We start from the raw sequence: 26,813 nt of genomic DNA, 5'->3' as shown, positions 1-26,813 counted from the left end.
TGTTCGTCCGCTCCGGGGGCGCGGGCCGTGGGCAAAAACCACAATTTCCGGGAAATCACGGCTTATATATATTTTTTTTCCATCCAGAGCAAGAAAGCGCTGCGATTACCCGCTCATTGTTGAAAAACCGCCGCGCCGTCAGGCGACATCCAGCACGATCTTGCCGATATGCTTGCTGCTTTCCATGCGTTCATGCGCGCGCCATGCATCCTTGAACGGAAAAATCATATCCATTACCGGGGCGACCTGCCGTTCCGCCAGAAGCGGCCAGACCTTCGCCTCCAACTGGTGCGCGATGCCTGCCTTGAATTCGACAGAACGCGGTCGCAGCGTGGAGCCGGTATGGGTCAGTCGCCTGGTCATCAATATTCCGACATTGACCGTCGCCTTGGCACCGTTCAGAAACGCGATCTGCACGATACGGCCATCCTCCGCCGCAGCCTTGTAATTGCGATCGACATAATCGCCGCCCACCATGTCTAAAATGACATCCGCGCCCTTGCCGCCGGTCGCTTCCTTTACGGCAGCGACAAAATCCTCCTCGCGATAATTTACCGCCTTTTCCGCGCCAAGCTTCAGGCAGGCCTCGCATTTTTCCGGCGAACCCGCCGTCGCAATGACATGGGCGCCAAAAGCCTTGCCAAGCTGGATCGCCGTGGTTCCAATGCCCGACGAGCCGCCATGCACCAGCAGCGTTTCCCCGCTCTTCAAGCCTCCGCGCTCGAACACATTATGCCAGACCGTAAAGAAGGTTTCAGGTATGGCCGCAGCCTCGATATAGCCATAACCTTTGGGAAGCGGCAGCGCATTGGTCTCATGCACGACCGCATATTCGGCATAGCCGCCGCCAGCAAGCAGCGCCATCACCTGATCGCCGATCCTGTAGCGTTCAACCTCGTCTCCCAGCGCCACTATATCGCCGGCGATTTCCAGCCCCGGTATATCAGATGCGCCCGGCGGCGGCGCATAATTGCCCTGCCGCTGCACCACATCCGGCCGGTTCACGCCGGCCGCACGCACCCGCACCAGAATTTCCCTGCCGCTGGGCACAGGCACGGAGCGATGCGTCGGCCGCAGCATATGTGCACCGCCCGGTTCAGCAATTTCGATCGCTATCATCTGGGAAGGCAATTCGGCCATCATCGTCAAACTCCTGTCGGTTCCGCCTGACCGTCATCGCGTGACGGTCTCGCATTATACCCGCCTGAAAGGGCTTCAGCGGGAATGAGGGAAATCTTCATCGATTTTCGCAAATATATATGCGAAGATTCAAGGTGTTAAATCTTTTATCGGCGCCTGGCTGCTTTAGGCGCGCGCATTGGCTTTGGAGGAGGCTCATGAGCGGTTTAGATGACGATGACATAATGAAGCCACGCCGCAGCTTGATCCTGAGCGAAGAAGAATTGTCTTTGCTCTCTCTTGCCGAGATCGATCAGCATATCGCCGTCCTTCAATCCGAGATCGAGCGGCTGAAGGTGGAAAAGCTGAAAAAAGGCGACAGTCGGGCAGCAGCAGAGGCTCTTTTTCGTTAAGATAATTCCACTGACGCTGCATCTATAATTCCGGGAAGTTTCACTTGCGCATTTACATTCAGGTTCTCGCCCTCCTTTGCGGAACTGCTTTTCTTCTGATCGCTTCGGGCCTGCATGGGCTTCTGCTGCCGTTACGCGGCGGCATCGAAGGTTTTTCCGTGGCGTCGCTGGGCCTGCTCGGCACGACCTGGGCAGGCGGTTTCGTCGCCGGATGCGTTTTCGCACCCCGCCTCGTGCGCCGGGTCGGCCATGTGCGCGCCTTTGGCTGCTTTGCCGCCTCAGCCGCCATCATCGCATTGCTGTCGGGCATCTATATCGATGCGACGGCCTGGATCGTCCTGCGTGCCTTCACCGGCTTTTCCATGGCGGGCGCATTCATGGTCATCGAAAGCTGGCTCAATGAGCGCGCCACCAACGAATCGCGCGGCAGGATTTTCGGCCTCTATATGATGGTCAATTACGGAGCGACGATGAGCGGGCAGATGCTCGTTGCCACCGGAGACATCCATACAGACCATCTGTTCATGATCACCGGCATTTTCTTCTGTCTTGCCCTCATTCCCACCGCTATTTCCACCGCAGTCAGCCCCAGGCCGCTTACGGAAGTGCAGCTTGATCTCAAAGCGCTCTATCGCAATTCGCCCGCAGCCTTCGTCGGCTGCATATTGATCGGCATAGCCAATGGCGCATGGGGAACGCTTGGCGCAGTCTTCGGCGCGCAATCGGGCATCTCAACCGTCGAAATCGCCCTGATGGTCAGCGTCACCATTGCCGCAGGGGCGCTCATGCAAATCCCCGTCGGGCGCATTTCCGATCTGGTCGATCGCCGTTTCGTGCTTGCAGGCGTGGCCTCGCTCGCAGCCCTTGTCGGGCTTCTCGCCTTCATCATCGGGCCTTCCGATGGAACGGTCATCATCATGATGACCGGCTGCTATGGCGCACTGGCCTACGCGCTTTATCCGGTCGCCGTCGCCCATGCAAATGACCACGCCTCTTCGGAAAGCTTCGTGAAAGTATCGAGCGGCCTGCTGCTACTATACGGTTTTGGAACCATGCTCGGCCCCCTGCTCGGCGCGGCCTTCATGGGTATTTTCTGGCCATCCGCACTTTTTGCGATAACGGCCCTCGCCCATATATCGATCGCCGGCTATGCCTTGTTCCGCTATCGCCAGCGCGCGGCCCCCTCGAAAGAGGAAAAAGACAATTTCAAAAGCATGCCGGCAAGCCGCAGCGCAACGCCCGAAGTCATGAAGCTGGACCCAAGGGCGGAGCCGGATAACTAAAGCATGTCGCCCGAAAGTGGGAACCGGTTTCGGGATAACGACATGCGTTAAAACAACAACTTAAAGCGCATCCCGAAAAGTGGGAACCGGTTTTCGGAAAAGATGCGCGTTAAAACAACAAAAGCGTAAGGAGCGGATCTGAAAGATCGCGACACGCTTTAAGTGCGGATGAGTGTGACGGTTCCCTTTGAACAGGGGAATTCCAGAATAGTGCTGAAATCAATTATTTGGCGGCCGTGTCCCAGCCGCCAATGAAATATCTTCGCTTACAAGAGCAAAGGTCCAGAAGGTTGAAGCATTGCTGCCTGCTTGCGGACCCGCAAAAGTCTGATGTCAGGCTTTGTTTTTAATGGCGAGTGACTTGGGATTTCAATTTTTCAATCTGCTCCTTGAGAGCCAGCTTCCTGCGTTTGAGAGATGCAACATGAAGGTTATCCATTGCCGGTGACGCAATAGCTTCGGAGATTTCCTGTTCCAGCGCGCCGTGCTTTTTTTCGAGCGTGGCAAGATGGGACTCGATAGCCATCATCATTTCTCCTTTGATTGATTTCCCATCGGATGAACCGATGCAGCGCAACCACAACGCCTCATCCGCTTTGCAGCCGCCATGACATGGAAGGCGTGGCGACCACCATTCATGACAGAACCATGACAGTTTGGCACGAGTTTGGTGGAAAGTCGAATTTGATGTGGTAGCATTTTCCAAACTCGAAAAATGTGATAAGGGCTTCGCCAGCAGGCGTTCAAACGCCATAGCCAGCCATTTGGCGGCGGGGCCTGTAACATCATTTTGAACCAATGGGGCAAGCCGCATGTCCGATCAGGAACAGGCCGAAATCAGATTGGCCGTAGCACGTCTGAAACAGGAACATGCGGATTTCGATGCAGCCATCAACGCCATGATGGCGACCGGCTGCGATCAATTGCGAATCCAGCGGATGAAGAAGAAAAAACTGGCCGTCAAGGACAAGCTTCAGGAAATGGAAGATCTGGTGATACCCGACATCATCGCCTGAACTGCCGACCACATTTTCTCGCAGCCGGGCCTTGCCCGGCTTTGTTTTTCATTCACAACGCCATAAGGGAAATCAATGAGCGCCAATGCAGATGTCGCCATTATCATGGGCAGCCAGTCCGACTGGGAAACCATGCGCCATGCAGCGGAAACACTGGATGCGCTGCAAATTACCTATGATGCGCGCATCGTTTCAGCGCATCGCACCCCCGATCGCCTTGTCGATTTTGCCAAGGGAGCCAAGGCTGAAGGCTTCAGCGTGGTGATTGCCGGTGCAGGCGGCGCGGCCCATCTCCCCGGCATGACGGCGGCAATGACGCCACTGCCGGTTTTCGGCGTGCCGGTGCAATCGAAGGCCTTGTCAGGACAGGATTCGCTTTTGTCCATCGTGCAGATGCCAGCCGGAATTCCGGTCGGAACATTGGCGATTGGTCGCGCTGGCGCCGTCAACGCCGCTCTGCTTGCCGCAGCCGTTCTCGCCCTTCATGACGAGGCCCTCGCCGACCGGCTGGACGAGTGGCGCAAAGCCCAAACCGAAAGCGTGGCGGAACGCCCATCCGATGAGGTCTGATATGGATAAGAACGCGCTGCAACCCGGCTCCACCATTGGCATAATCGGCGGCGGCCAGCTGGGCCGCATGCTCGCCATGGCCGCAGCACGCCTTGGCTATAAAACCGTGATTCTGGAACCGCAAACGGATTGCCCTGCGGCACAGACGGCAAATAGCCAGATCATCGCCGCCTATGACGACGCGGAAGCCTTGGCAAAACTGGCGTCGGCTTGTGATGTCATCACCTATGAATTCGAAAACGTGCCGGTCCATGCTGCCGACAGCCTGGCACAGACGGCGCTCGTCCTGCCGCCGCCCGCAGCCCTTGAAATCTCGCAGGACCGCTTTACCGAAAAACAGTTTCTCAATGAAAGCGGCATCGAGACCGCGCCATGGCGTCTGGTCGACGATGAGGAATCCCTCATTGCAGCCCTTGGAGCGCTCGGCGGGCGCGGCATCCTCAAGACCCGCCGCCTCGGCTATGACGGCAAGGGACAGGTCCGCCTCGACTCTCTCGATGAGGCGCAGGCAAGAAGCGCGCTTGAAGCCATAAACCACGCCCCTGCCATTCTTGAGGGCCTTGTCGCGTTCGAGCGTGAAGTCTCCGTCATTGCCGCGCGCGACCGCATCGGCAATGTGGCGATTTTCGACATTGCCGAAAACGTGCATCGGGACGGAATTCTCGCAACTTCGACGGTTCCCGCCACAATCTCCGCGCAGACCGCGCAAGCGGCCCGCAGCGCCGCAGAGAAACTCCTGCATGCGCTCGATTATGTCGGCGTGCTCGGCCTCGAATTCTTCGTGCTTGAAGACGGAACCCTGCTTGCCAATGAATTTGCACCGCGCGTGCATAATTCCGGCCACTGGACGGAAGCGGCCTGCGCCATCTCGCAGTTCGAGCAGCATATACGTGCGGTCGCCGGCCTGCCTTTGGGCAATACGAACCGTCATTCTGACTGCATCATGCAGAATCTCATCGGCGACGATGTAAAGAGCGTGCCGGCGATTCTGTCCGAACCCGATGCCGTCCTCCAGCTTTACGGTAAAAAGGAAGCACGACCGGGCCGCAAGATGGGTCATGTGACCCGGATCAGACCGCGCAGCCCGCATCAAGCGTGATGAATCCGCATATTTTGCGAAAAGCTTGCGCTTGGGGCAAGTTTTTCAGCGCCCGCGCCTGTGAATCTGTCATGCGGGAGTTGACATAAGGCCGGATTCTTGTGTATTTCGGCCAACCCTTCAGGCACATATCCGTGTCTGTAACCAATTGGCGCTTCGGGCGCCTGTTTTTATGACGCCCGGCGGCATGCTTGTCGATGGGCCAACCAGACCGGTGATTGACATGAAGATCAAGAACTCGCTCAAGGCGCTCAAGGCCCGTCATCGCGACTGCCAGCTCGTCCGCCGCAAGGGCCGCGTTTACCTCATCAACAAGACTGCCCCGCGCTTCAAGGCTCGTCAGGGCTGATCTTATTTCGCATTTTGCATTTGACGTTTCGCTACGCATGATCGACATTATGCGTATGCGGAACGTTTTTGCATATTTGCATCCGATAGCGCTTGCCGCCATTATGGGAACAGGCCTGTCTCTCGACATGCCTGCACATGCAGAAACCAGGCCGCCCCCCGCACCGGCGTCCTCTGCGCTCATAGCGCCTCTCCTCCCCGTGCAGATTGGCCCTGACAGCGAGCAAAAGCCCGCCCGGACGGCTCCTGCGGCACCCCAAGCGCAGACACAGGAAGATCGCCTCGACAAGCTCTTTGCCGATCTTCGCCGCGCAAGCAACGAAGCCAAGGCGCGTCGCATCACGATCCAGATCAATCGTATATGGTCACAATCGGGCAGCGCCACCGTTGATCTGCTGGTGCAATGGGCCAATGCCGCCATGCTTGAACGCCGTTACGCCTCGGCGCTCGATTTCCTCAACGAAGCCATAGCACTTGACCCGGACTATGCCGAGGCATGGAACCGGCGCGCGACCGTGCATTTTCTGCGCAATGATTACGCCCATGCCATGCATGACATTTATCGTACGCTGGAGCTTGAACCCCGCCACTATGGCGCGCTGAGCGGCATGGCCGCGATCCTGCGCGCGCGCGGCCTCAAGGAACAGGCCATGAAAGCCTATGAGAAGGCGCTGACCATCAACCCGATGATGCGCGACGCACAAAAAAACTATATCGACCTCACCGAAGAACTGACCGACACCCGCACCTGATCCTTGCGTGATTTGCAAACCAAAACGCGCCCCGAAGAGGCGCGTTTTTACTTAGAGCATGTTGCCCGCAAGGGGAACCGGTCAGATGGCCGATTGGCCATCCGCCCCGATATAGGCGATGCGCAGCATGTTGGTTGCGCCGGGCGTGCCGAACGGCACCCCTGCCGTAATGATGATACGGTCGCCCGCTTTTGCGAATTTTTCCTTGTAGGCGATCTGGCAGGCATGATCGACCATGCCTTCCAGTTCTTCAGCATCATGGGTCACCACGCAATGCAGACCCCATACGAGGGAAAGCCTGCGTGCGGTATCGACCACCGGAGACAGCGCGATGATCGGCGTGCTTGGACGCTCGCGCGCAGCCCGCAGCCCAGTCGTGCCGGAAGCGGTGTAGGTGACGATCGCCGACAGCCGCAGCGTTTCGGCAATCTGCCGCGCAGCCAGCGAAATCGCATCCGCGCCCGTCGGCTCCGGAATGGCGCGCTGTGCGTCGATGATGCTCGAATAGGTCGGCTCCCGCTCCACCTTCTCGGCAATACGGTTCATGGTGGCAACCGCTTCCACCGGATATTGACCGGAAGCGGATTCGGCGGAAAGCATGACCGCATCCGCCCCTTCGAAGACGGCGGTTGCCACGTCCGACACTTCTGCGCGCGTCGGCACCGGCGCGGTAATCATCGATTCGAGCATCTGCGTTGCAACCACCACCGGCTTGCCGGCACGGCGCGCCTTGCGGGTGATCTGCTTCTGGATGCCCGGAACGCTTTCAAGCGGCATCTCGACACCGAGATCTCCGCGCGCAACCATGATTGCGTCCGAAAGCTCGATGATCTCGTCAAGCCTTGTCACCGCCTGCGGCTTTTCGATTTTCGACATCAGTCCGACCTTGCCGCGCGAGATTTTGCGCACTTCGGCCAGATCTTCGGGGCGCTGGATGAAGGATAGCGCCACCCAGTCGATTTCTTCCTTCAGCACGGCTTCAAGGTCACGATGATCCTTCTCGGTCAGCGCACCGACGCCCAGCGTCGTGTCCGGCAGGCTCACACCCTTGCGGTCGGAAATCCGGGTGCCCGAAATCACCTTGCAGCGGATCGACTTGCCGTCGCAGGCTTCTGCGACCAGATGCAGCCTGCCATCATCGATCAGCAGGCGATGTCCCGGCTGCACGGCTTCGAGAATTTCAGGATGCGGCAGGAAAACGCGATTTTCGTCGCCCGGTGCATCATTGTCGTCCAGCGTGAAGGTCTGGCCGGGAACGAGTTCGACCTTGCCATCCCTGAATTTGCCAACGCGCAGCTTTGGGCCTTGCAGGTCGGCAAGAATACCAATGGGGCGGCCAAGCTTCTTTTCCACGCTGCGGATACGTTTGACGAGCGTGCGCATCAGATCATGATCCGCATGGCTCATATTGATGCGGAAGACATCGGCCCCGGCTTCAAAGAGCTCGGCGATGATAGCTTCTTCGCCTGACGCCGGACCCAGCGTTGCGAGAATCTTGACCTTGCGGTTGCGCTTCATTGACTGTTCGTTCCTGTAACTGTGGGGTTGTCCAACGGCGCTTCATCGGTGAGCTGCACCATCCAGCTCGATTGCTCGCCGGTGTCATACTCCTGAAAGCCGTTGCGTTGAAAGCCGCGTGCAAAGCAATCCTGCACGCCTGTGATGCGGAATTCCTTTTCCGCTACGCACATATTGACCTTGCCTTCCCAGCGTCCGCCGCTTTGGGAATCTTCGGCATAGAGATAATAATAGCGGGAGGTGAGTGGGCCTTCGATCAGCGTCTTGCAGGTCGAGCCGTCGATGTGCCACCAGCCTTCGGTCACCCAGCCAGCCTTCGCCCGGTAGCCGATAGCGACGCCGACGAGGTTTTGCGTGGAGTTGCATACCCTGAAATCGGCCCGCGCTTCCGTGGATGTCATGCCCATTGCAGCTACCAGCGCACTGGCAAACAAACCAAGAAACAGTGGAAGTCGCATTCGCCGAACTCCTTCAGCCCGCAATCGCTTGTGTCTCACCAGGGAAATCCTCTTTCGGTCGCTCTCTTTTCGGCAGTTTCGCCTTTGATGTCAACGCAATCCCACCGAGAAGCGGGACGTAGATACAAGAATGATCGTTGCAATCGGGGTTTTCTCATGACAGATCTGGCCTCTGCACGTTCTTTGGCCGCATAAAGCGTGTCGCGATCTTTCAGATTCGCTCCTTGCGCTTTCAGTTGTTGTTTTAACGCGCATCTTTTCCGAAAACCGTTTCACACTTTTCGGGATGCGCTTTAAGTTGTTGTTTTAATGCATGTCGTCATCCCGAAACCGGTTCCCACTTTCGGGCGTCATGCTTTAGTCTCGAAATAACCGGGGTAAATCACTTCATGCCATTCTCGCCTGCCCACCTGATCGATGGTGATTTCAGCGTCGGCCTGCTGCTGACGGCAGATCATGCGCGGCGTGACGTCCCTTCCGAATATGGCTCGCTGGGTCTGGCGCAAAGCCAGTTCGACCGCCATATCGCCTATGACATCGGCGTGGAAGAACTGACGCGGCAACTGGCTCTGCGCCTGAATGCCCCGGCGGTCATGGGCGGGTTTTCCCGCCTCCTGATCGACCCCAATCGGGGCGAGGACGATCCCACCCTCATCATGCAATTGTCGGACGGGGCGGTGATTTCCGGCAATTATCCTTTATCCGCGCATGAACGCGAAACCCGCCTGAAGCATTTTTACCGCCCCTATCATGATGCGGTCGCCCGCCAGAGCGCCCGGGTGGCTTCCACGAGCGGCAAGGCCCCTTTCATCGTCTCCATCCATTCGTTTACGCCGCACTGGAAAGGCCGGGCCCGCCCGTGGCATATCGGCCTGTTGTGGGATAGCGATCCGCGCGCCGTAACGCCGCTTCTTTCCATGCTGCGGGAAAATCCTGATCTCATCGTCGGCGATAACGAGCCTTATGATGGCGCCCTGCGCAATGATGCGATGTATCGCCATGCAACCGCCAATGGCTACGCCCATGTGCTGATCGAAGTGCGCCAGGATCTCATCGCGGAAAAAAGCGGGGCCGGACAATGGGCGGAACGCCTCGCGCCCATGCTCGAATCCATCAATGCACAACCGGAGATTCATGAAATCCGCCATTTCGGCTCGCGCACAGGCCCTGTCATCTGAACAGCTTTACCCGCTATCCACAGGGTGTTGGCATCAAAAACCCTAAATTTTGCCTGCGACCCGCAGGACAAATCTTTCCTCCTTTCGACCGCCCTCTTATTCCTCTAACTGGATGCATCCGCGCATTCATCATCGACTTGTATTGGAGAAACCCGTGAGCGACGATATTACCAGCGAAGCCCAGACCATTGCCGTTGGCCAGTTACGTGCCTTCATCGAACGCATCGAGCGTCTCGAAGAGGAAAAGAAGACCATCGGCGACGACATCAAGGAAGTTTACGCGGAATTGAAGGGTTCAGGATTTGACAGCAAGGTCGTAAGGACCATTATTCGTTTGCGTAAGAAAGAAGATCATGAGCGTCAGGAAGAGGAAGCCATGCTCCAGCTTTATATGGACGCACTTGGCATGAGCTGATTTCAAGGGCCTTTCTCTTCGCAGAATCACAACCCTGCGAATCCATGAGGATTTGCATTCCAGGGAAGGAATTGAATCCATGGAATCAAGAAAGCTCGGACAGACCGGACTTGAGGTCTCGCCGCTGTGTTTTGGCGGCAATGTATTCGGATGGACGGTCGATGAAGCGACATCTTTTTCGCTGCTCGACCGTTTCGTCGATGCAGGGCTGAATTTCATCGACACAGCCGACGCCTATTCCTCCTGGGCGCCCGGCAATATCGGCGGCGAATCCGAAACCATCATCGGCAACTGGCTCAAATCCCGCGGCCTGCGCCATAAGGTCGTCATCGCCACCAAGGTCGGCTCGGAAATGGGGCCGGGAGAAAAGGGCCTGTCTCCGGCCTATATCCGCAAGGCCGTCGATGCCTCCCTCAAACGGTTGCAAACCGACTATATCGATCTCTACCAGTCCCATTGGGACGACCCCGAAACCCCTTTCGAGGATGTGCTCGGCACCTATAAGGAACTGATCGAAGCAGGCAAGGTGCGCGCCATCGGTTGTTCCAACCTGACGCCGGAACGCCTGTCGGAAGCGCTCGATACCGCAAAAAAGCATAACCTGCCGCGCTATGAAAGCTTGCAGCCGCTTTATAATCTCTATGATCGCGCCGATTTTGAAAACGGGCTTGAGGCCATCTGCCGCGATAACGGCTTGGGCGTCATTCCCTATTATTCGCTCGCCGCCGGGTTCCTTACCGGCAAATACCGCTCAAAGGACGATCTTGGCCAGAGTGCGCGCGGCAGTTCGGTGGAAAAATATCTCACCGATCGCGGCTTGCGCATTCTCGCGGCACTTGATGAAGTGGCGCAGGCCAATAATGCCACGCCCGCCCAGATCGCCATTGCATGGCTGATCGCCCATCCGGCGATCACGGCGCCGATTGCCAGCGCGACCAGTTCCGCCCAGCTTGGCGAATTGATCGACGCCGCCCGGCTGAAGCTCGATGACGACGCCATCGCGCGTCTCAACCAAGCCAGCAACTGACAATGGATGGAAGGGTAAACCTTACCCTTCCAGTTCCTCGCGCAGCATTTCCAGCTCCAGCCATTCTTCTTCCATGGCCGAATGCTCAGCGCGCTTCTTTTCCAGAAGATCAGCGGTCTTCGCAAACAGGGCCGGGTCCTTGGTGTAAAGCTGCGGATCGGCAAGCTTGCCTTCAAGCATAGCGATTTCCTTGCCCAGCACGTCCATTTTGCCCGGCAGTGTTTCAAGCGCGAATTTCTGCTTGTAGGAAAGCTTGCGCTTCTCCTCGCGCTTTGGCTGTGCAGCCTCTGCGCCTTTGTCATCGCTGCGTGAAGCCGTCTTCACATTGCGCCGCGCCAAAGCCTGTTCCTTGCGCTGCGCCATCATATCGGCATAGCCGCCCGCATATTCGAGCCAGTTACCATCCCCTTCCGGGGCAATGACCGAAGTGACGGTGCGGTCAAGAAAATCGCGGTCATGGCTGACCAGAATGACCGTGCCGGGAAAGCCCGCGACCAGTTCCTGCAACAGATCGAGCGTTTCCATATCGAGATCATTGGTCGGTTCGTCGAGAATCAGCAGATTGGCAGGCCGCGCCAGCACGCGGGCAAGCATCAGCCGTGCTCTTTCGCCGCCCGAAAGTTCGCGGATCGGTGTCCGTATCTGTTCGGGCTGGAACAGAAAGTCCTTCATATAGGAAACGACATGACGCTGTTCGCCATTGACGATGAGGCTTTCGCCACGACCATCGGTCAGATAATGCGCCAGAGTGTCATCAAGATTGAGGCTCTCGCGCTTCTGGTCGAGTTCGGCCATTTCCAGATTGACGCCAAGCCGCAACGTGCCGGAATCGGGTTCCAGCTTTCCGGTGAGAAGCGACAGAAGTGTCGTTTTTCCCGCCCCGTTCGGCCCCACCAGACCGATACGGTCGCCGCGCTGGATGCGGGTCGAAAAGTCCTTGACCAGAACCCGCTCGCCATAGGCCTTGTTAAGCCCCTTGGCTTCGATCACCAGCTTGCCCGATTCCTTTGAATCGCTTGCGGCAAGCACGGCATTGCCCTGCGCCTTGCGATGATTGCGAAACTCGGCGCGCATCGTGTGCAACTCGCCCAGTCGGCGCATATTGCGCTTGCGGCGCGCGGTCACGCCATAGCGCAGCCAATGTTCCTCGCGCGCGATCTGACGACCCAGCTTGTGCAGATCGCGTTCCTCTTCTTCGAGAACCTTGTCACGCCATTCCTCGAAATGCGCAAAGCCCTGCTCCAGACGGCGCGTAATGCCACGGTCGAGCCATACCGTCGAACGGCTGACATTTTCGAGAAAACGGCGGTCGTGGGAAATCAGCACGATTGCCGAACGTATCTGCCGCAACTCGTCTTCCAGCCATTCGATGGTGTTGAGATCGAGATGGTTGGTCGGCTCGTCCAGCAGCAGCACATCGGGCTGCGGCGCGATCACCCTTGCAAGTGCTGCGCGGCGCGCCTCCCCGCCTGAGAGATGGTCCGGCTTTTCTTCCCCCGTCAGCCCCAGATGTTCGAGCAGATAGGTCACGCGATGCGGATCATCCGCCGGACCAAGCCCCGCTTCGACATAGGCGCGCACATTGGCAAATCCATCCAGATCGGGCGCCTGCGGCAAATAGCGGATCGTCGCGCCGGGATGTTTGAACACTTCACCCGAAGTCGGCTCCACCATGTCGGCGGCAATCTTGAGCAGGGTGGACTTGCCCGAGCCGTTGCGGCCGACCAGCGCGATCCGATCACCTTCGCTGACGGAAAGCGCGGCCTCTTCCAGAAGCGGTGTGCCGCCAAAGGTGAGTTTTACCTGATCGAGACGAAGAAGGGGAGGTGCCATGGTTCTCTTTGAAAAATGCCGTTGAAATTTGCGCCCTGCTTGTCGGGGACAAAAGCCGTTCTGTCAAATGGAACCGCTCAAAAAGGAAAAGGCCGGGTTGCCCCGGCCTTCCTTGAACCTTGCTGCATCCGGCAGCCTGCAACTGCTGATCAGTTACATGGAGCTTCGTAGATACGGCCATAATTGTCGCGATAACGGCAATATTGCACGCCGTTGCGCGTCTGTGCAGCACCCACCAGCGTACCGGCAGCACCGCCAATGGCAGCACCGGCCAACGCACCGCGGCCGCTACCCGTGATAGCGCCGCCAGCCAGCGCGCCAAGAGCCGCACCGCCGACACCATAACCAGCGGTACGCTTTTCCGAGGTCGTGCATGCAGCCATCGAGAACGCAAACACGCCGACAATTGCAATCATGGAAAGACGTGACTTCATGAAACAATCTCCTTCAAGAATTGACACAATCACCGACTTTGCGTCCCCAATTTCGGCGTAAAGCAGATGATACCCGCTTGAATCATTTACAATACATTTTGCTTGCAAGCGTCAAGCCTTTTCAGATTTTAAGGTTAGCGCCCCTCGGCGGACGCCGCCAACTCGAAGTTAGCGACAAGTATTGCAAGACCAGAACGCATGGTAACGCCAAGAGTTCCATAGGCTATATTGGAAACCGTCCATGAAGAGCCGAAAGGAAGGGTCACATTATCTAACGGCCATTGCGCGTTCGTGATTGAAAGCCCTTCAACAGTACTGAAGTTGACAACGCTGAAAATTGTTTCCTGCCCGAAATCAAACTGATGGCTTCCGGCCACAAGGGGCCACGCCTCCTCCGTTCCGCTTGTGAGCATGATATTGCGGCCTCTGGCCGCCTGCGCGCTCGCCATCGTCAGATGCAGCAATGTGTGATCGACGCGCGATCCGCCAAAGGCTCCGCAAAGAACGACTTTCGTTGCTCCGCGCTCGAAAGCCTCATCCAGCGCCAGTTCCCCATCGGTCTTGTCCTTGGCGCGCGGAAAGGTCTTTTTCGGTATATGGGCGTATTGCCTGTGCAGGTCTTCCGATGTCGAGTCGAAATCGCCCAGCCACAGTTCCGGCTCGACGCCAAGCATTTGCGCATGACGCATGCCGCTGTCGGCAGCAAAAACCCGCGCATCGGAAATCTGGCGCTTCAGGCGGTCGGTGACGACGAGATCGCCGCCCAGCAAAATGACGAATGTGCTCATAAGCTGCTCATAACACGACCAAATCGCAGCCGGAAGCCCGGTTTTGCCCACGCGCGCCCTCCCTTGCCCTTCGGGTACGAAAGCACTATTGTCATATTTGCTCTAACGGGGTGCCATTCGCAATCGCAATGGCTGAGAGGCCGCACTCCGGCCAACCCGCTGAACCTGATCCGGTTTGCACCGGCGGAGGGATTAGATGCTGCCCGATACAATGATAGCGGCGCTCGATCCTCTCGAACTTGAAAAGGAAAGTGCCCCTATGCGGCTTTTATCTTTGCTCGCCTTTTCGGCGGCTGTCATTCTCGCTCCTGCGGCGCAGGCAAAAGACACGCTTACGATCTATACCTATGACAGTTTCGTCGCCGACTGGGGCCCCGGCCCCAAAATCAAGGAAAATTTCGAGAAGGAATGCGATTGCGAGCTGCAATGGGTCGCTTCCGCCGATGGCGTCGCCCTTCTCAATCGCCTCAAGCTCGAAGGCGGCAATACCAAGGCCGACATCGTGCTGGGGCTGGACACCAATCTGACGAGCGAGGCGCGCGCGACCGGCTATTTCGCGCCCAGCCTCATCGACCAGTCCAATATCAGCATTCCCGGCGATTTCAGGGATGATATTTTCGTGCCCTATGATTACGGTTATTTCGCCGTGGTCTATGATTCCGAAAAGCTTGCCCGTCCGCCGCAAAGCCTCAAGGAACTGGTGGAAGGCGACCCTTCGCAGAAGATCGTCATACAAGACCCGCGCACATCGACGCCGGGGCTTGGAATCCTGCTCTGGATGAAAGCGGTCTATGGCGATCAGGCGGGGCAGGCCTGGGAAAAGCTTCAAAAGCGCATTCTCACCGTCACGCCGGGCTGGTCCGAAGCCTATGGGCTTTTCACCAAGGGCGAAGCGCCGATGGTGCTTTCCTATACCACTTCCCCCGCCTATCACATGATCGCGGAAGATACGCAGCGCTATAAGGCGCTGGCCTATCCGGAAGGCAATTATCTCCAGATAGAACTGGCAGCCCAGACGACGACAGGCGCAAAAAACCCGCTGGCACAGAAATTCCTTGCCTTCATGACCGGGCCGGGTTTTCAGGATGTAATCCCTGAAACAAACTGGATGTATCCGGCGGGCAAGACGTCAAATCCGCTTCCCGCTGCTTTCGACCAATTGGCAAAACCTGAAAAAACACTGCTCCTGCCGCCTGATGAGGTTGCGAAAAACCGCAGGGCATGGATCGATGAATGGCTTGCTGCCACGAGCAAATGAGCCATTCACACGCACAAAACCGCTTCAACCATGCACCCGCGATGAAGCCCGTCGCGGGAATGCTGGCATTGCTGTTTCTTGCAGTGCTCACCGGCGGCGCGCTTCTTGCGCTTGCTCTGGAAGCGAGTGGTTTTGGAGCGCAAATCCATATCGATGCCTATCTGCTGCGGGTCGCGCGCTTCACGGTCTTGCAGGCCATCGCATCGAGCCTGCTATCGGTTCTGTTTGCAGTTCCCGTCGCCCGCGCGCTCTATTCGCAGCCACGATTTCCCGGTCGCGCTTTCATCCTGCGCCTTTTTGCCCTGCCTCTGGCCCTGCCTGCGCTCGTTGCGGTTTTGGGCGTCACCAGCATTTACGGGCGCAACGGTTTTATCGCCCAGATTTCGCAATTGACCTCCTATCCGTTGCAGCCCGACATTTACGGCATTACGGGCATTCTCATCGCCCATGTCTTCTTCAATATGCCGCTGGCCGTGCGGCTCATTCTTGCGTCCTACGAAACGATTCCCGCCGATTACTTCAAGCTTGCCGCCCAATTGGGCATGGATAATCGCGCACGCTTGCGCCTCATCGAATGGCCGGTCATCCGCCGCAACCTGCCGGGAATGACGGGCCTCATCTTCATGCTCTGCATTACGAGCTTTACCACGGTTCTGACGCTGGGCGGCGGCCCGCGCGCCACGACGCTGGAAGTAGCAATCTACCAGAGCCTGCATTTCGATTTCGACCCCGCCCGCGCCGTGACCCTCACCTTCGCGCAACTGGCGCTGACCCTGCTGGTTCTGCTCGCTTTACGCCTGACCGGCAAGCCTTCGGAAGAAGGCTTCACCCTTGCGACCAGCGCGCGCCGCTATGGCAAGCCATCGGCGTCCGAGCGCCTTTTCAATATCGTCGTCATCACGATCGGATTTCTTTATGTGGCGCTGCCCATTGCCGGGGTCGTCATCTCCGGCCTTGCCTCCGATCTGGCCCGGCTCCTGGGTGAGCGCGCCGTCTGGCACGCTATCGGCACCAGCATCGTTCTGGGCTTTTCGGCAGCGCTTTTGGCGCTTCTCCTGTCGCTTGCGCTTGTCATGGCGCGTGCCGCAACGAAAAACGCCAGACTGGCAAACTTCTTCGATACCGGCTCAAGCCTCATTCTGGTCATTCCACCGATTGTCATCGGCGCGGGCTGGTTCGTGCTGTTACGCCATTTCACGGACCCTTTCGCCATGGCCGCTCTCATGGTCATAACCGTGAATGCCGCCATGGCCATGCCCTTTGCGGTAAGGCTGCTGCGCCCCGCCTGGGATACGGCGGCAGCACGCCATGACCGGCTCTGCGCCCAGCTTGGCATTCATGGGATCAACCGGCTGAAAATCATCGACTGGCCATCCATCCGCAGGCCATCCGGCATGGCCTTTGCCTTTGCCATGGCGCTTTCCTTGGGCGATCTGGGCACAATCGCCCTTTTCGGCAGTGACGCGCTGCAAACCCTGCCCTATTTGCTGTTGCAGCGCATGGGCAGCTACCGCACATATGACGCGGCTGGCCTTGCGCTCATTCTTGGCCTGCTCTGCCTTGGCCTGATGATGATTGCCGATCGTGCCGCCAGCCAGAAGAATAGGCCCTCATGACCACCTCCCCTGCCGCCGAAATCCATCTTGAAGACGTGCAGTTCAGCTATGGCGAAACGGCAATGCATTTTGATGCGCATGTGCCGGGCGGAACCATTGCCGCAATCGTCGGGCCGAGCGGATCGGGAAAATCCACCCTGCTCAATCTCATCGCCGGGTTCGAAGAGCCGCAGGCCGGTCGCATTCTCATTGCAAACCGGGATATTACCGCGCTTCCTCCCGCCCGCCGCCCCGTTTCCATGGTGTTTCAGGAAAACAATCTTTTCGCACATCTCGATGTCGAACAAAATGTCGGCCTTGGCCGCGCGCCAAACCTCAGGCTGAGCGCGCAGGATCATAAGGCTGTCGCCAATGCGCTTGCCCGCGTCGGGCTGCAAGGCAAGGAAAAACGCAAGCCCGAAGCGCTTTCGGGCGGCGAGCGTCAGCGCGTCGCCATTGCCCGTGCACTGGTGCGCGAAAGGCCCGTATTGCTTCTTGATGAAGCTTTCGCTTCACTTGGCCCGGCTCTGCGCCATCAGATGCTCGATCTCGTCAAACAGTTGCAAAGCGAGACCGGCATGAGCGTTTTGATGGTGACGCATACACCTGAAGACGCGCTTTATCTCGATACGCAACTGCTGTTTCTCGACAATGGCAGCATCCGCGCTCAGGGTCCGGCGCGCGAATTGCTCTCGCCGTCTGGACCGGAAGCGCTCAGACGCTATATCGGGGAGCAGGTTTTAAATCTGAAATAGAGTTACAATGACGGACATATTTTGTTCGCAATCACCTTTAACAACCGCCTTCGGCAATGATCTGCCGCTTGTACCCGTTCGCATCTGTAGCTAGATTTGCGGCAGATCGACCCGGTACACTTCATTTGCGAGGATAAAATACTGTTCCGTCAAAAGACCCCCATGCGGGCCTCCCTGCGTCTTCCAGACCTTCTGCCAGTTCGGACGCAGCGCAATTGGCGGAAACCGGCCCTCGGGCTTGGCTTGCTGGCGGTGTCGCTGATCTCCGGTTGCCAGTCGCTCAATTCAAGCAGCGATCTGGGACTTCAACCGTCCTCCAACCCGGTAACGGTCGAAAACGTCACGCGCAACGACCGCCTGGCGCAGATCGGCGCACGGCAACATCCGCGCATCCTTGCGACCTATGGCGGCGAATACAAGGATCCCAAACTCGAACGCATGGTGGCCAAGATCGTCGGCAAGCTGACGACCGTTTCCGACAAGCCCGATCAGACCTATCGAATCACGATCCTTGATTCGCCCAATATCAATGCCTTCGCCCTGCCCGGCGGCTTTCTCTATATAACGCGCGGCCTTCTCGCGCTTGCCAATGATTCGTCGGAAGTGGCGGCAGTCATCGCCCATGAGATGGGCCATGTCGTTGCCAATCACGGCATTCTGCGTCAGGAAAAGGAGACGGAAACGGCGATTGCCGGGCGCGTCGCCAGCGAGGTTCTGCATAACGAGGCCGCAAGCCGCGAGGCGACCATCCGCGGTAAATTGCGTCTGGCGCAATTCTCACGCAATCAGGAACTGCAAGCCGACGTACTGGGCATCAAGATGATCGGCGAAGCGGGATATGATCCCTTTGCTTCGGCTCGTTTCCTGCAATCCATGGAAGCCTATAACAGCTTTCGCTCGGTTTCGGGCGCAACCGATGCCAGCCTCGATTTCCTGGCGAGCCATCCGGCAACACCGCAGCGCATCGAACTGGCATTGCGCCATGCCCGCCGTGTCGGCGCACCCGGCGTCGGTTCCGCCGACCGCGATTCCTTCCTCGACGGCATAGACGGCATTCTCTATGGCGATTCGCCCACCGAAGGCTACGTCCGCGATCAGGCCTTCATTCATCCCAAGCTTGGCATAACCTTCCGCGTGCCCGCTGGCTTCAGCATCGACAATTCGGCCAATGCCGTCATGGCGAGCGGCCCCGGCGAAGTCGCAATCCGCTTTGACGGCGCAGCTTTGCCTGCCGGTTCCAACCTCACCGATTATATTCGCTCCGGCTGGGTAAAGGGGCTTGAAGAAGGCTCTATTCGCACGCTGACGATCAACGGCCTGCCTGCCGCTTCCGCGCGCGCCAGTGCCGACCGCTGGCAGTTCGATATTGTGGTGATCAGCCTGAACGACAAGGTCTATCGCTTCCTGATCGCAGCCCCTCGGGGAAGCAGTGCCTTGGCGCCCGCCACGCAGACCGCGACGCAATCGTTCCGCGAGCTTTCTGAAGCTGAGCGCACCGCGATCAAGCCATTGCGCATCCGCGTCGTCACGGTGAAGCCGGGCGACACGATGGCAAGCCTTGCCGCGCGCATGCAGGGCGCCACACGCAAGCTCGACCTTTTCCGTCTGCTCAACGCCATGTCGGCGGGAGCGTCCGTCTCGGTCGGCGACCGCGTCAAGCTGATCAGTGAATAATGAGCGTGGGGGCTGAAATGGCGGTCTGCATCGAAGCCTTGCTCATCGGCGGGATTGCCCCGCTCGGAGCGCGACAGGCGCCAAGCGGCATCGACAAAAAGCCGGTAAGCGGCCGCCTCAAGGTGTTGCGCGAAGGACTTGACGGCGATGCGCAGGGCGATCGCAGGGTCCATGGCGGACCGGAAAAAGCGTTGCATCACTACCCGCGTGAGCATTATGCCGACTGGCGCGCGGATATTGGCGATAATCCGCGCCTTGATGCAGCAGGCGCTTTTGGCGAAAATCTCTCCACCAGCGGATTGACCGAGCATAATGTAGCGATAGGCGACCGCTTCCGGCTGGGCGGCGCCATTATCGAAGTTTCCCAAGGTCGCCAGCCCTGCTGGAAACTCAATGCCCGTTTCGATCTGCCCGACATGGCGATCCGGGTCCAGAAGACCGGGCGCACCGGCTGGTATTACCGCGTTGTCGAGGAAGGCGAAGTCGAGGCAGGCGACACGATGGTCCTCATCGAGCGGCTATCGCCCGAATGGACGCTGCATCGCCTCTGGCATCTGCTTTATGTCGATATGCTCAATTATGACGAGCTTGCCCTGATGGCCCGGCTTCCGCATCTCGCGGATGGCTGGAAACGATATGCCGTGCGCCGCCTCGAAAACCGCAAAGTCGAAGACTGGTCGTCCCGCCTTCAAGGCGACAAACAGGAACGGCTGTAAAGCATGTCGTTATCCCGAAACCGGTTCCCACTTTCGGGCGACATGCTTTAGGCCTGATAGGCAGCCTGTTCATGCTGATCGAGCAAGGCGAGCTTGAGCTTCTCCATGGCCCGGCTTTCGATCTGCCTGACACGCTCCTTTGAAATACCGAGCTTCTGCCCTAAAGCCTCCAATGTCACGCCATCATCATCGAGGCGGCGCTCGCGAATGATGTGCAGTTCACGCTCATTGAGGGAATCAAGGGCAACGTGAAGCCAGCTTACGCGCCGCTCCATGTCGATCACGCTTTCCACGACCTCGTCCTGCAAGGGACGGTCATCGACAAGAAAATCCATCCGGCGCGAAACACCCGATTCATCGTTGTTCATCGAAGCGGACAGCGAACTGTCGGGACCGGAAAGCCTGCTGTCCATGAATTCGACATCGCTCTGCGAAACGCCCAATTGCTCGGATATTTCCCGATAGATCTGCGCCTTGCTCATCGTTTCGTCTTCCTGCGCCAGCTTGGAGCGCAATCGGCGCAGATTGAAAAACAGCGACTTCTGTACTGAACTCGTGCCGCCGCGCACAATGGACCAGTTGCGCAATATGTAATCCTGCATGGATGCACGAATCCACCAGGAGGCATAAGTAGAAAAGCGCACGCCGCGCTCCGGATCAAACCGTGCCGCCGCCTCCAGAAGCCCGACATAGCCTTCCTGGATAAGATCGCTCATCGGCAGCTTGAATTTGCGAAAACGCCCGGCCATCGAAATAACCAGCCGCATATGCGACGCGGTGATGCGATGAAGCGCTTCCTGATCTTCATATTCCTTCCAGCGGATGGCAAGGGCGTGCTCTTCTTCACGCTCCAGATAAGGCGCGGACATCGCATTGCGGATCATGGACTGGGAGGATGCGGCGGGGGCCGGAAATTTAGGGGAAACCGAGGCTAGGCGGGCTGGCGAAACGGTGGAGGAACTGCTCGTAGACGACGGCTTCATCTGGCTCTCCTGTTCTGGCGCTCTATTCCATTGCCCGGTTCTGGTGTTGCCAGTCTCCCAACGCCCACAAATGACCATCGCATTTGCCGGTTATCGTTGCAGACCGGCCCTAAAGCGCCCTGAAATACGTTGAACGCCCCAAAACAAAGCCGCGTTCGAAATGGCCTGTATTCGAACTGGTAGAAAGTAGAACGCGGGAAGAACCGTCCGGTTCCATCATGCCGCTTAAATTCTCCTTCGTTGAAAAGCGCCATGACAAGACTGTCCGCGCCCATATGCTGGAAGCCGCATCAACAAAAAGCCCGGCCTCTTTGCAGAGCCGGGCTTTTGCGGGAAATGTTCGGAAGAACTTGATCTTCTTATGCTGCTTCGACTTCGCTGCCTTCAACATCACCTTCGGCATCGGCTTCCGCATCAGCCTTGCCGCGCTTGGGTCCCTTGGCAAGATTGGCTTCGATGAGACGAACCGCTTCGGTTTCCGACAGCTTGTTTACGGCTGCGATTTCGCGCGCCATGCGGTCAAGCGCTGCTTCATAAAGCTGGCGCTCTGAATAGGACTGCTCCGGCTGGTTTTCAGCACGATGCAGGTCACGCACAACTTCCGAAATCGAGATAAGATCGCCGGAATTGATCTTGGCATCATATTCCTGCGCGCGGCGCGACCACATGGTGCGCTTGACGCGGGCGCGGCCCTGCACGACCTTGAGCGCGCGCTCGACATAATCCGTCTCCGACAGCTTACGCATGCCGATGCTCACGGCCTTCGCGACAGGCACCTTCAGGCGCATCTTGTCTTTTTCAAAATCGATTACAAAAAGCTCAAGCTTATGGCCGGCAACTTCCTGCTCTTCAATGGCGACGATCTGGCCAACGCCGTGGGCAGGATAAACAATGGATTCACCGGTCTTGAAACCCTGACGGGCGGAGGATTTCTTCTGCTGGGATGACATACGCTTCAATACTCCCTGTTGTGCCCGGCGCAATTCGCCGGTTGACACATGATACCAACCGCGCATCTTGCAGGATGTGCGGGAGTCGTGTTCGGATTTGAACTGAAAGCGTTTCCGGAAAGCGCAAGCTTGTTGACCGGGAGTTACAGGTGAGGAACGGACGCGAAAATCGCACTCGACCGTTCCGGTGCCATAAAGCCCAGTATAAAGAAGCAGCCTTTCAGAGATTAACGCATTTGCGCCACGAATTGACGTCCAGTCACCGAAATTATTAACGCAAGCTAACACAATTTCGCGAAAGAATCAACAAATTGCCAATTATGTCGTATTTGGCGATTTCACGGCTCTGCCGCGCAGGCCTGTCATCGCCCGCCGCGTCGATCCATGGCAAATATATCGAGGGCGTTCTAATCGCCTGTGCCCGGCTCCGCCGAGAAGAACTGTTCGAATTTGCCCGGCACGCCGTCCATTTCCTTGGCTTCCGGCATCTCGTCCTTCTTGGCGGTGATGTTCGGCCATTTCACGGCATATTCGGCGTTCAGCTCCAGCCACTTGTCGAGACCGGGTTCCGTATCGGGGCTGATGGCTTCAGCGGGGCACTCCGGCTCGCAGACGCCGCAATCGATGCACTCGTCCGGATTGATGACGAGCATGTTCTCGCCTTCATAGAAGCAGTCCACCGGACAGACTTCGACGCAGTCCGTATATTTGCATCGGATGCAATTATCGGTCACGACATAAGTCATTGTCCAACTCCTGTTGCCATTCTTGCACGGAAGACATGGCTTTTCTATCCCAAGCTGGTTGCCTCAGTTTCACGATCAGGCAAAGGAAATGATCGAACCGCCGCAGCGGCAAAAACGTTATCGCGAGGCCAGCTCATATTCTTGCAACAACCACGGGTGAGGTAACGATTTTATCAGCCCGTGACAAGGGTCCAATCGCCGCAATCTGAATATCTTGCAGCAGTTTGAAACAGCATTTCCCTGTAGCGCCTGCATTCGGAAAAGACTTTTATTCTAAGGGCTTATGACGCAACTTCTGTTACAGCGGCAATCAGCCCTGCGGCATCGCGTCCAGCTGAAAAAGCGACATCCGCCAGCCAGCCCTCTCCAAAATCACTACGCTCCCCGCAAGCGATCCGTGTCGCGGCGCTCTTTTTTGGTGGGTCGGCCCGCTCCGCTTTCGCGCTGCGGTATAGCCGCATTCGCAATGCCGGGCCGCTCCTCGGGCGGTGGAGACATATCCTCGTAAAGAAGCTGAGCTTCCGGTGCCGGGCCGCGCCGCTCACCCGTTCCCAATATCTTATAGACGAGGATGCGGCGTTCCAGCGCGATGGTCAGCACATCGCCGATCTTCACCTGATGCGACGCCTGATCGATCTTGTCGCGATTGACGCGGACTTTACCGCCAGCGGCGAGTTTCGCCGCCAGCGATCTGGATTTGACCACGCGTGCAAAGAACAGCCACTTGTCGATACGCTGCCTTGCAATCGCTTCGCCCGCCATCTTACTTCTTCATCTGCTCCTTGAGAGCAAGCAATTTGGCAAATGGCGAATCGGGATCGATGCGGGCGGGACGTTCCTGCTCGAAGCGTTTATTGCCCTGCTGAGCCGCATTCTCCCGCTTCGGCTGGCGTTCACGCCCACCGCCATCGCGCGGCTTGCCCTTGAAGCCGTCCCGCTTGCCATGGCCCTGCCCCTGATTCTCACCGTCCGGGCGCTTGTTTCTGTCAAAACGCTTGCCGCCGCGGCGCTGCTCTTCGCCTTCCGGCTTTCCGGCTTCACTGCCAGCCCTTCCCTGCTGATCGCGATTTTGGCGCTGCCGGTTCTGACCCTGCCGGTTCTGACCCTGATTACGACCATCAAAACGACCCTGACGCCAGAGAAGTACAGGCTTGGGCTTTTCGGCAGCCGCCTCTTCCCCGGTCTCGGAAGCTGGCTTGTCCTCTGCAAGCGTTTGAGCAGCAGGCGCGGCTTCAACAGGCTTTTCTTCGGCAGGTTTTTCCTGAACCACCGGTGCAGGCACCGGTTCGGCTGGCGGAACGGCGGGCTTATCGTCTTGGGCAGATGCCGGTGTGCTCTCACCTGCCGCTTTGAAGACGGTTTCCTTGGCCGCAGCCTCCGCCGCAAAGGCATCGAGTTCTGCAAGCTTGGCCGTTACTTCTTCCGCAGCCGCCTCTTCATGGCGATAGCCAAGGCTCTTGAGGATTTCTTCCATGTCTTCGGAAGTCGCGCCGAGGATAGACATCATGGCAGGCGTTACGATGAAACGTCCGCCAATATATGCGCCTTCCGGGCGCGCGCCCGATCCCGGACGCCAGGCAAGCGCTGGACGAAGGAGGTCCGCAAGCCGTTCCAGAATATCGATGCGCACGGCGCGGCGACCAAGCACGCGATAGCCTGCCAGACGATAGAACATCGGATCGAATGCGGGATCGATCACCGCCGATGTACGGCCAGCGGCCAGAACATTGACGACATCGCCATAGCCGGGACGCTCGCGCCCGTCATTCTTCAAGGCCCAGAGCAGCGTAATCATGCCTGCCGGTGCGGGCTTGAGCAGCATCGGCATGAAAATGTGATAGGCGCCGAAGCGCACGCCAAGACGGCGCAGGGCCGCGCGCGAATCCTGATCAAGTCCGCGCACTTCCTCCGCCACGTCGCGGCGCTGGAGAATGCCGAGATTTTCCACGATCTGGAATGCGAGGCCGCGCGTCATCCCCGTCAGGGCATCGGCAGCGGCAAGATCGGTGAGCGGTTTGAGGACCGTTTCGATATGATGCGCCACGAAGCGGTCGATACGGGCGGCAACCTTGTCGCGTGCCGGTCCCGTCAGCTGTTCATCGGCCAGAATGACCGCGCGCGGCTTGAGCACGTCCTCGCCCGCGACCAGTGCTGCGACGGTTGCGCCAACCCAGCGCAGCACGCCATCCGAACCCAGCGCAAAGTCGCTGTTGGGCGCGGCGGCGAACCGTTCGGCCCGGCGTTCGAATTCGGCGGCAAGCGCCTTTTGTGCGGCCCCTTTTACTGCTTTCGCGTCCGGCCCTTCGGCCTGAACATCGGCAGTGAAACGGAACCCTTCCAGTTGCCCGACATTATGACCTTCGACAATCACATCTCCGGTCGGGCTGATTTCTGCTTCAAGCATGGCATTCTCTCTCAGGCGCCTCATAAGCACGCTTGTCCTGCGGTCTACAAAGCGTTTCGTCAACCTTTCATGCAGCGCGTCGGACAGTCTGTCCTCTATTTCGCGCGTCTTTTCCTGCCAGTGTGTCGGATCGGCAAGCCATCCGGGCCTGTGCGACACAAAAGTCCAGGTTCGAATTTGCGCCACGCGATGCGAGAGAGCATCAATTTCTCCCTCGGTACTATCGGCGAGACGTACCTGTTTGCTCATATAATCTTCATCAACGCTCCCCCGGCGCACCAGATCCTGGTAGATGGTTGCAATAATATCAGCGTGCTGCGCTGGCGCAATCTTGCGATAGTCGGGAAGCGCACAGGCATCCCATAAAAGTGCGATCCGCTCCGGCGTGGTCGCCAGCCGGGTGATGTTTTCATCCCGCGACAGATATTCGAGCGCCTGCTGGTCGACGGCGGGCAAGGCCCTGGCAAGCCCTTCGACGGGACTGGGTGTTTCCAGCGAGCGGCGCAAGGCATCAAACGACGAAAAATCAAAACGTGCCGTGCGCCATTGCAAGACTTTTACCGGATCGAATGCATGCCCCTCGACCCGTTCCACCAGTTCAATGTCGAACGGATCGACCTGCCCGGTCACGCCAAACGTGCCGTCGCGCATATGGCGTCCGGCCCGGCCCGCGATCTGGCCGACTTCGGCAGGCGTCAGATCGCGAAACTGATAACCGTCGAATTTGCGGTTCTGCGCGAAGGCGACATGATCGACATCGAGATTGAGGCCCATACCGATTGCGTCGGTGGCAACCAGAAAATCCACATCCCCGGATTGATAAAGCTCGACCTGCGCATTGCGGGTGCGCGGCGACAATGCACCCATGACCACCGCCGCACCGCCGCGCTGGCGGCGGATCAGTTCGGCGATGGCATAGACCTCATCGGCTGAGAATGCCACGATTGCCGAACGATTGGGCAGGCGCGTGATCTTCTTCGACCCCGCATAGGTCAGTTGCGACAGGCGCGGCCGCGTTACGACATTGATGCCGCGCAGCAGCTTTTCGAGAATGCCGCGCATGGTTGCAGCGCCCAGCAGCAGGGTTTCCTGCCGCCCGCGCAAATGCAGGATGCGATCAGTGAAAATATGCCCGCGTTCCAGATCGCCCGCCAGTTGCACTTCATCGATGGCGACAAAAGCAACGTCGGTACGGCGCGGCATCGCTTCCACCGTGCAAACCGAAAAACGCGCGCCGGGCGGGGCGATCTTCTCCTCGCCGGTGATCAGCGCGACATTGGCGCTCCCGACTTTTTCGGCGACGCGATTATAGACCTCGCGCGCCAGAAGCCGCAGCGGCAGGCCGATCATGCCGCTTTCATGCGACAGCATGCGCTCGATAGCCAGATGCGTCTTGCCGGTATTGGTTGGACCTAACACCGCCGTAACGTCACGACCGCTTAAAATCAGCGGTAAATCCTGGGCAGAGAGTTGGTTCATGC

At 58.1% G+C, this 26,813-nt stretch carries 27 protein-coding genes and 1 riboswitch; of the genes, 15 read left to right on the top strand and 12 right to left on the bottom strand.

Annotated features, from left to right (window positions below; all coding sequences use genetic code 11):
- Positions 1–138: 138 nt before the first annotated feature.
- On the bottom strand, positions 139–1,143 hold the full coding sequence (locus DKP76_RS15250; protein WP_109707654.1) for an NAD(P)H-quinone oxidoreductase: 1,005 nt from the start codon (positions 1,141–1,143) through the stop codon (positions 139–141).
- 194 nt (positions 1,144–1,337) lie between these two features.
- On the opposite strand from DKP76_RS15250, the gene DKP76_RS15245 reads away from it, so the two are divergent.
- Complete coding sequence (locus DKP76_RS15245) at positions 1,338–1,532, top strand: DUF1192 family protein (protein ID WP_109707653.1); 195 nt, start codon at positions 1,338–1,340, stop codon at positions 1,530–1,532.
- 44 nt (positions 1,533–1,576) lie between these two features.
- Positions 1,577–2,815 (top strand): MFS transporter, encoded by a 1,239-nt coding sequence (locus tag DKP76_RS15240; protein ID WP_109707652.1) that lies wholly within the window; start codon positions 1,577–1,579, stop codon positions 2,813–2,815.
- 346 nt (positions 2,816–3,161) lie between these two features.
- Here DKP76_RS15240 and DKP76_RS15235 read toward each other — a convergent pair whose 3' ends face one another.
- Positions 3,162–3,344 carry a YdcH family protein gene (locus DKP76_RS15235; RefSeq protein ID WP_199224825.1) on the bottom strand — a complete coding sequence of 61 codons (183 nt, stop codon included), beginning with the start codon at positions 3,342–3,344 and terminating at the stop codon, positions 3,162–3,164.
- Between the two features lie 283 nt (positions 3,345–3,627).
- On the opposite strand from DKP76_RS15235, the gene DKP76_RS15230 reads away from it, so the two are divergent.
- From DKP76_RS15230 to DKP76_RS19855, 5 genes are all read left to right on the top strand, one after another.
- Positions 3,628–3,831 (top strand): YdcH family protein, encoded by a 204-nt coding sequence (locus DKP76_RS15230; RefSeq protein WP_109707651.1) that lies wholly within the window; start codon positions 3,628–3,630, stop codon positions 3,829–3,831.
- Between the two features lie 75 nt (positions 3,832–3,906).
- Complete coding sequence (purE, locus tag DKP76_RS15225; RefSeq protein WP_109707650.1) at positions 3,907–4,401, top strand: 5-(carboxyamino)imidazole ribonucleotide mutase; 495 nt, start codon at positions 3,907–3,909, stop codon at positions 4,399–4,401.
- Position 4,402: 1 nt separating this feature from the next.
- Complete coding sequence (locus DKP76_RS15220) at positions 4,403–5,500, top strand: 5-(carboxyamino)imidazole ribonucleotide synthase (protein WP_109707649.1); 1,098 nt, start codon at positions 4,403–4,405, stop codon at positions 5,498–5,500.
- A gap of 223 nt (positions 5,501–5,723) precedes the next feature.
- The gene (gene ykgO, locus DKP76_RS15215; protein ID WP_019172358.1) at positions 5,724–5,849 is read left to right on the top strand and encodes a type B 50S ribosomal protein L36; all 126 of its coding nucleotides are present in this window, start codon (positions 5,724–5,726) and stop codon (positions 5,847–5,849) included.
- Between the two features lie 37 nt (positions 5,850–5,886).
- Positions 5,887–6,600: a tetratricopeptide repeat protein gene (locus DKP76_RS19855; protein WP_109707648.1), complete on the top strand. Its 714-nt coding sequence runs from the start codon at positions 5,887–5,889 to the stop codon at positions 6,598–6,600.
- 81 nt (positions 6,601–6,681) lie between these two features.
- On the opposite strand, the gene pyk is transcribed toward DKP76_RS19855, so the two are convergent.
- Positions 6,682–8,118 carry a pyruvate kinase gene (gene pyk / locus DKP76_RS15205; RefSeq protein ID WP_109707647.1) on the bottom strand — a complete coding sequence of 479 codons (1,437 nt, stop codon included), beginning with the start codon at positions 8,116–8,118 and terminating at the stop codon, positions 6,682–6,684.
- A complete protein-coding gene (locus tag DKP76_RS15200; protein WP_109707646.1) occupies positions 8,115–8,576 on the bottom strand; it encodes a DUF1036 domain-containing protein in 462 nt (153 codons plus the stop codon). The genes pyk and DKP76_RS15200 overlap by 4 nt, the downstream gene beginning before the upstream one ends.
- Before the next feature lie 389 nt (positions 8,577–8,965).
- On the opposite strand from DKP76_RS15200, the gene DKP76_RS15190 reads away from it, so the two are divergent.
- From DKP76_RS15190 to DKP76_RS15180, 3 genes are all read left to right on the top strand, one after another.
- Positions 8,966–9,754, top strand: coding sequence for an N-formylglutamate amidohydrolase (locus tag DKP76_RS15190; protein WP_109707644.1), 789 nt, complete (start codon positions 8,966–8,968; stop codon positions 9,752–9,754).
- 154 nt (positions 9,755–9,908) lie between these two features.
- Entirely contained in the window at positions 9,909–10,169 is a 261-nt protein-coding gene (locus tag DKP76_RS15185) for a DUF2312 domain-containing protein (protein ID WP_002964837.1), read from the top strand.
- 79 nt (positions 10,170–10,248) lie between these two features.
- Positions 10,249–11,196, top strand: coding sequence for an aldo/keto reductase (locus DKP76_RS15180; protein WP_109707643.1), 948 nt, complete (start codon positions 10,249–10,251; stop codon positions 11,194–11,196).
- A gap of 21 nt (positions 11,197–11,217) precedes the next feature.
- Here DKP76_RS15180 and DKP76_RS15175 read toward each other — a convergent pair whose 3' ends face one another.
- The 3 genes from DKP76_RS15175 to DKP76_RS15165 all read right to left on the bottom strand — a co-directional run bounded on the left by DKP76_RS15175 (position 11,218) and on the right by DKP76_RS15165 (position 14,251).
- The gene (locus DKP76_RS15175) at positions 11,218–13,029 is read right to left on the bottom strand and encodes an ABC-F family ATP-binding cassette domain-containing protein (protein WP_109707642.1); all 1,812 of its coding nucleotides are present in this window, start codon (positions 13,027–13,029) and stop codon (positions 11,218–11,220) included.
- A 149-nt stretch (positions 13,030–13,178) separates the two neighbouring features.
- Positions 13,179–13,463, bottom strand: coding sequence for a glycine zipper domain-containing protein (locus DKP76_RS15170; RefSeq protein WP_109707641.1), 285 nt, complete (start codon positions 13,461–13,463; stop codon positions 13,179–13,181).
- A 134-nt stretch (positions 13,464–13,597) separates the two neighbouring features.
- Positions 13,598–14,251 carry a thiamine diphosphokinase gene (locus DKP76_RS15165; RefSeq protein ID WP_109707640.1) on the bottom strand — a complete coding sequence of 218 codons (654 nt, stop codon included), beginning with the start codon at positions 14,249–14,251 and terminating at the stop codon, positions 13,598–13,600.
- A gap of 96 nt (positions 14,252–14,347) precedes the next feature.
- A riboswitch (TPP riboswitch) is annotated at positions 14,348–14,460 on the top strand.
- 50 nt (positions 14,461–14,510) lie between these two features.
- On the opposite strand from DKP76_RS15165, the gene thiB reads away from it, so the two are divergent.
- From thiB to DKP76_RS15140, 5 genes are all read left to right on the top strand, one after another.
- Positions 14,511–15,509 carry a thiamine ABC transporter substrate binding subunit gene (gene thiB / locus DKP76_RS15160; protein ID WP_109707737.1) on the top strand — a complete coding sequence of 333 codons (999 nt, stop codon included), beginning with the start codon at positions 14,511–14,513 and terminating at the stop codon, positions 15,507–15,509.
- The gene (gene thiP, locus DKP76_RS15155) at positions 15,485–17,125 is read left to right on the top strand and encodes a thiamine/thiamine pyrophosphate ABC transporter permease ThiP (protein ID WP_425349410.1); all 1,641 of its coding nucleotides are present in this window, start codon (positions 15,485–15,487) and stop codon (positions 17,123–17,125) included. Before thiB ends, thiP begins: the two co-directional genes overlap by 25 nt.
- A complete protein-coding gene (thiQ, locus tag DKP76_RS15150; protein ID WP_109707638.1) occupies positions 17,122–17,859 on the top strand; it encodes a thiamine ABC transporter ATP-binding protein in 738 nt (245 codons plus the stop codon). Before thiP ends, thiQ begins: the two co-directional genes overlap by 4 nt.
- Positions 17,860–18,051: 192 nt before the next feature.
- Positions 18,052–19,533 carry a cell division protease CdlP gene (gene cdlP / locus DKP76_RS15145; RefSeq protein WP_199224824.1) on the top strand — a complete coding sequence of 494 codons (1,482 nt, stop codon included), beginning with the start codon at positions 18,052–18,054 and terminating at the stop codon, positions 19,531–19,533.
- Positions 19,534–19,550: 17 nt separating this feature from the next.
- Positions 19,551–20,249: an MOSC domain-containing protein gene (locus DKP76_RS15140; protein ID WP_109707736.1), complete on the top strand. Its 699-nt coding sequence runs from the start codon at positions 19,551–19,553 to the stop codon at positions 20,247–20,249.
- 47 nt (positions 20,250–20,296) lie between these two features.
- On the opposite strand, the gene DKP76_RS15135 is transcribed toward DKP76_RS15140, so the two are convergent.
- The 5 genes from DKP76_RS15135 to DKP76_RS15110 all read right to left on the bottom strand — a co-directional run bounded on the left by DKP76_RS15135 (position 20,297) and on the right by DKP76_RS15110 (position 26,811).
- Positions 20,297–21,232, bottom strand: a complete 936-nt coding sequence (locus DKP76_RS15135; protein WP_109707636.1) for an RNA polymerase factor sigma-32 — start codon at positions 21,230–21,232, stop codon at positions 20,297–20,299.
- A gap of 359 nt (positions 21,233–21,591) precedes the next feature.
- A complete protein-coding gene (locus DKP76_RS15125) occupies positions 21,592–22,182 on the bottom strand; it encodes a CarD family transcriptional regulator (protein WP_109707634.1) in 591 nt (196 codons plus the stop codon).
- A gap of 407 nt (positions 22,183–22,589) precedes the next feature.
- On the bottom strand, positions 22,590–22,928 hold the full coding sequence (fdxA, locus tag DKP76_RS15120; RefSeq protein WP_109707633.1) for a ferredoxin FdxA: 339 nt from the start codon (positions 22,926–22,928) through the stop codon (positions 22,590–22,592).
- A 375-nt stretch (positions 22,929–23,303) separates the two neighbouring features.
- Complete coding sequence (locus DKP76_RS15115) at positions 23,304–23,690, bottom strand: RNA-binding S4 domain-containing protein (protein WP_109707632.1); 387 nt, start codon at positions 23,688–23,690, stop codon at positions 23,304–23,306.
- Between the two features lies 1 nt (position 23,691).
- Positions 23,692–26,811, bottom strand: a complete 3,120-nt coding sequence (locus DKP76_RS15110; protein ID WP_109707631.1) for a helicase-related protein — start codon at positions 26,809–26,811, stop codon at positions 23,692–23,694.
- Between the last annotated feature and the right edge of the window lie 2 nt (positions 26,812–26,813).

It is taken from the genome of Falsochrobactrum shanghaiense (genome assembly GCF_003149535.1).
In the GTDB taxonomy this organism is placed as follows: domain Bacteria; phylum Pseudomonadota; class Alphaproteobacteria; order Rhizobiales; family Rhizobiaceae; genus Brucella; species Brucella shanghaiense.
Note: the sequence above shows the minus strand (reverse complement) of the source record. Positions and strands in the feature narration are given on the sequence as shown.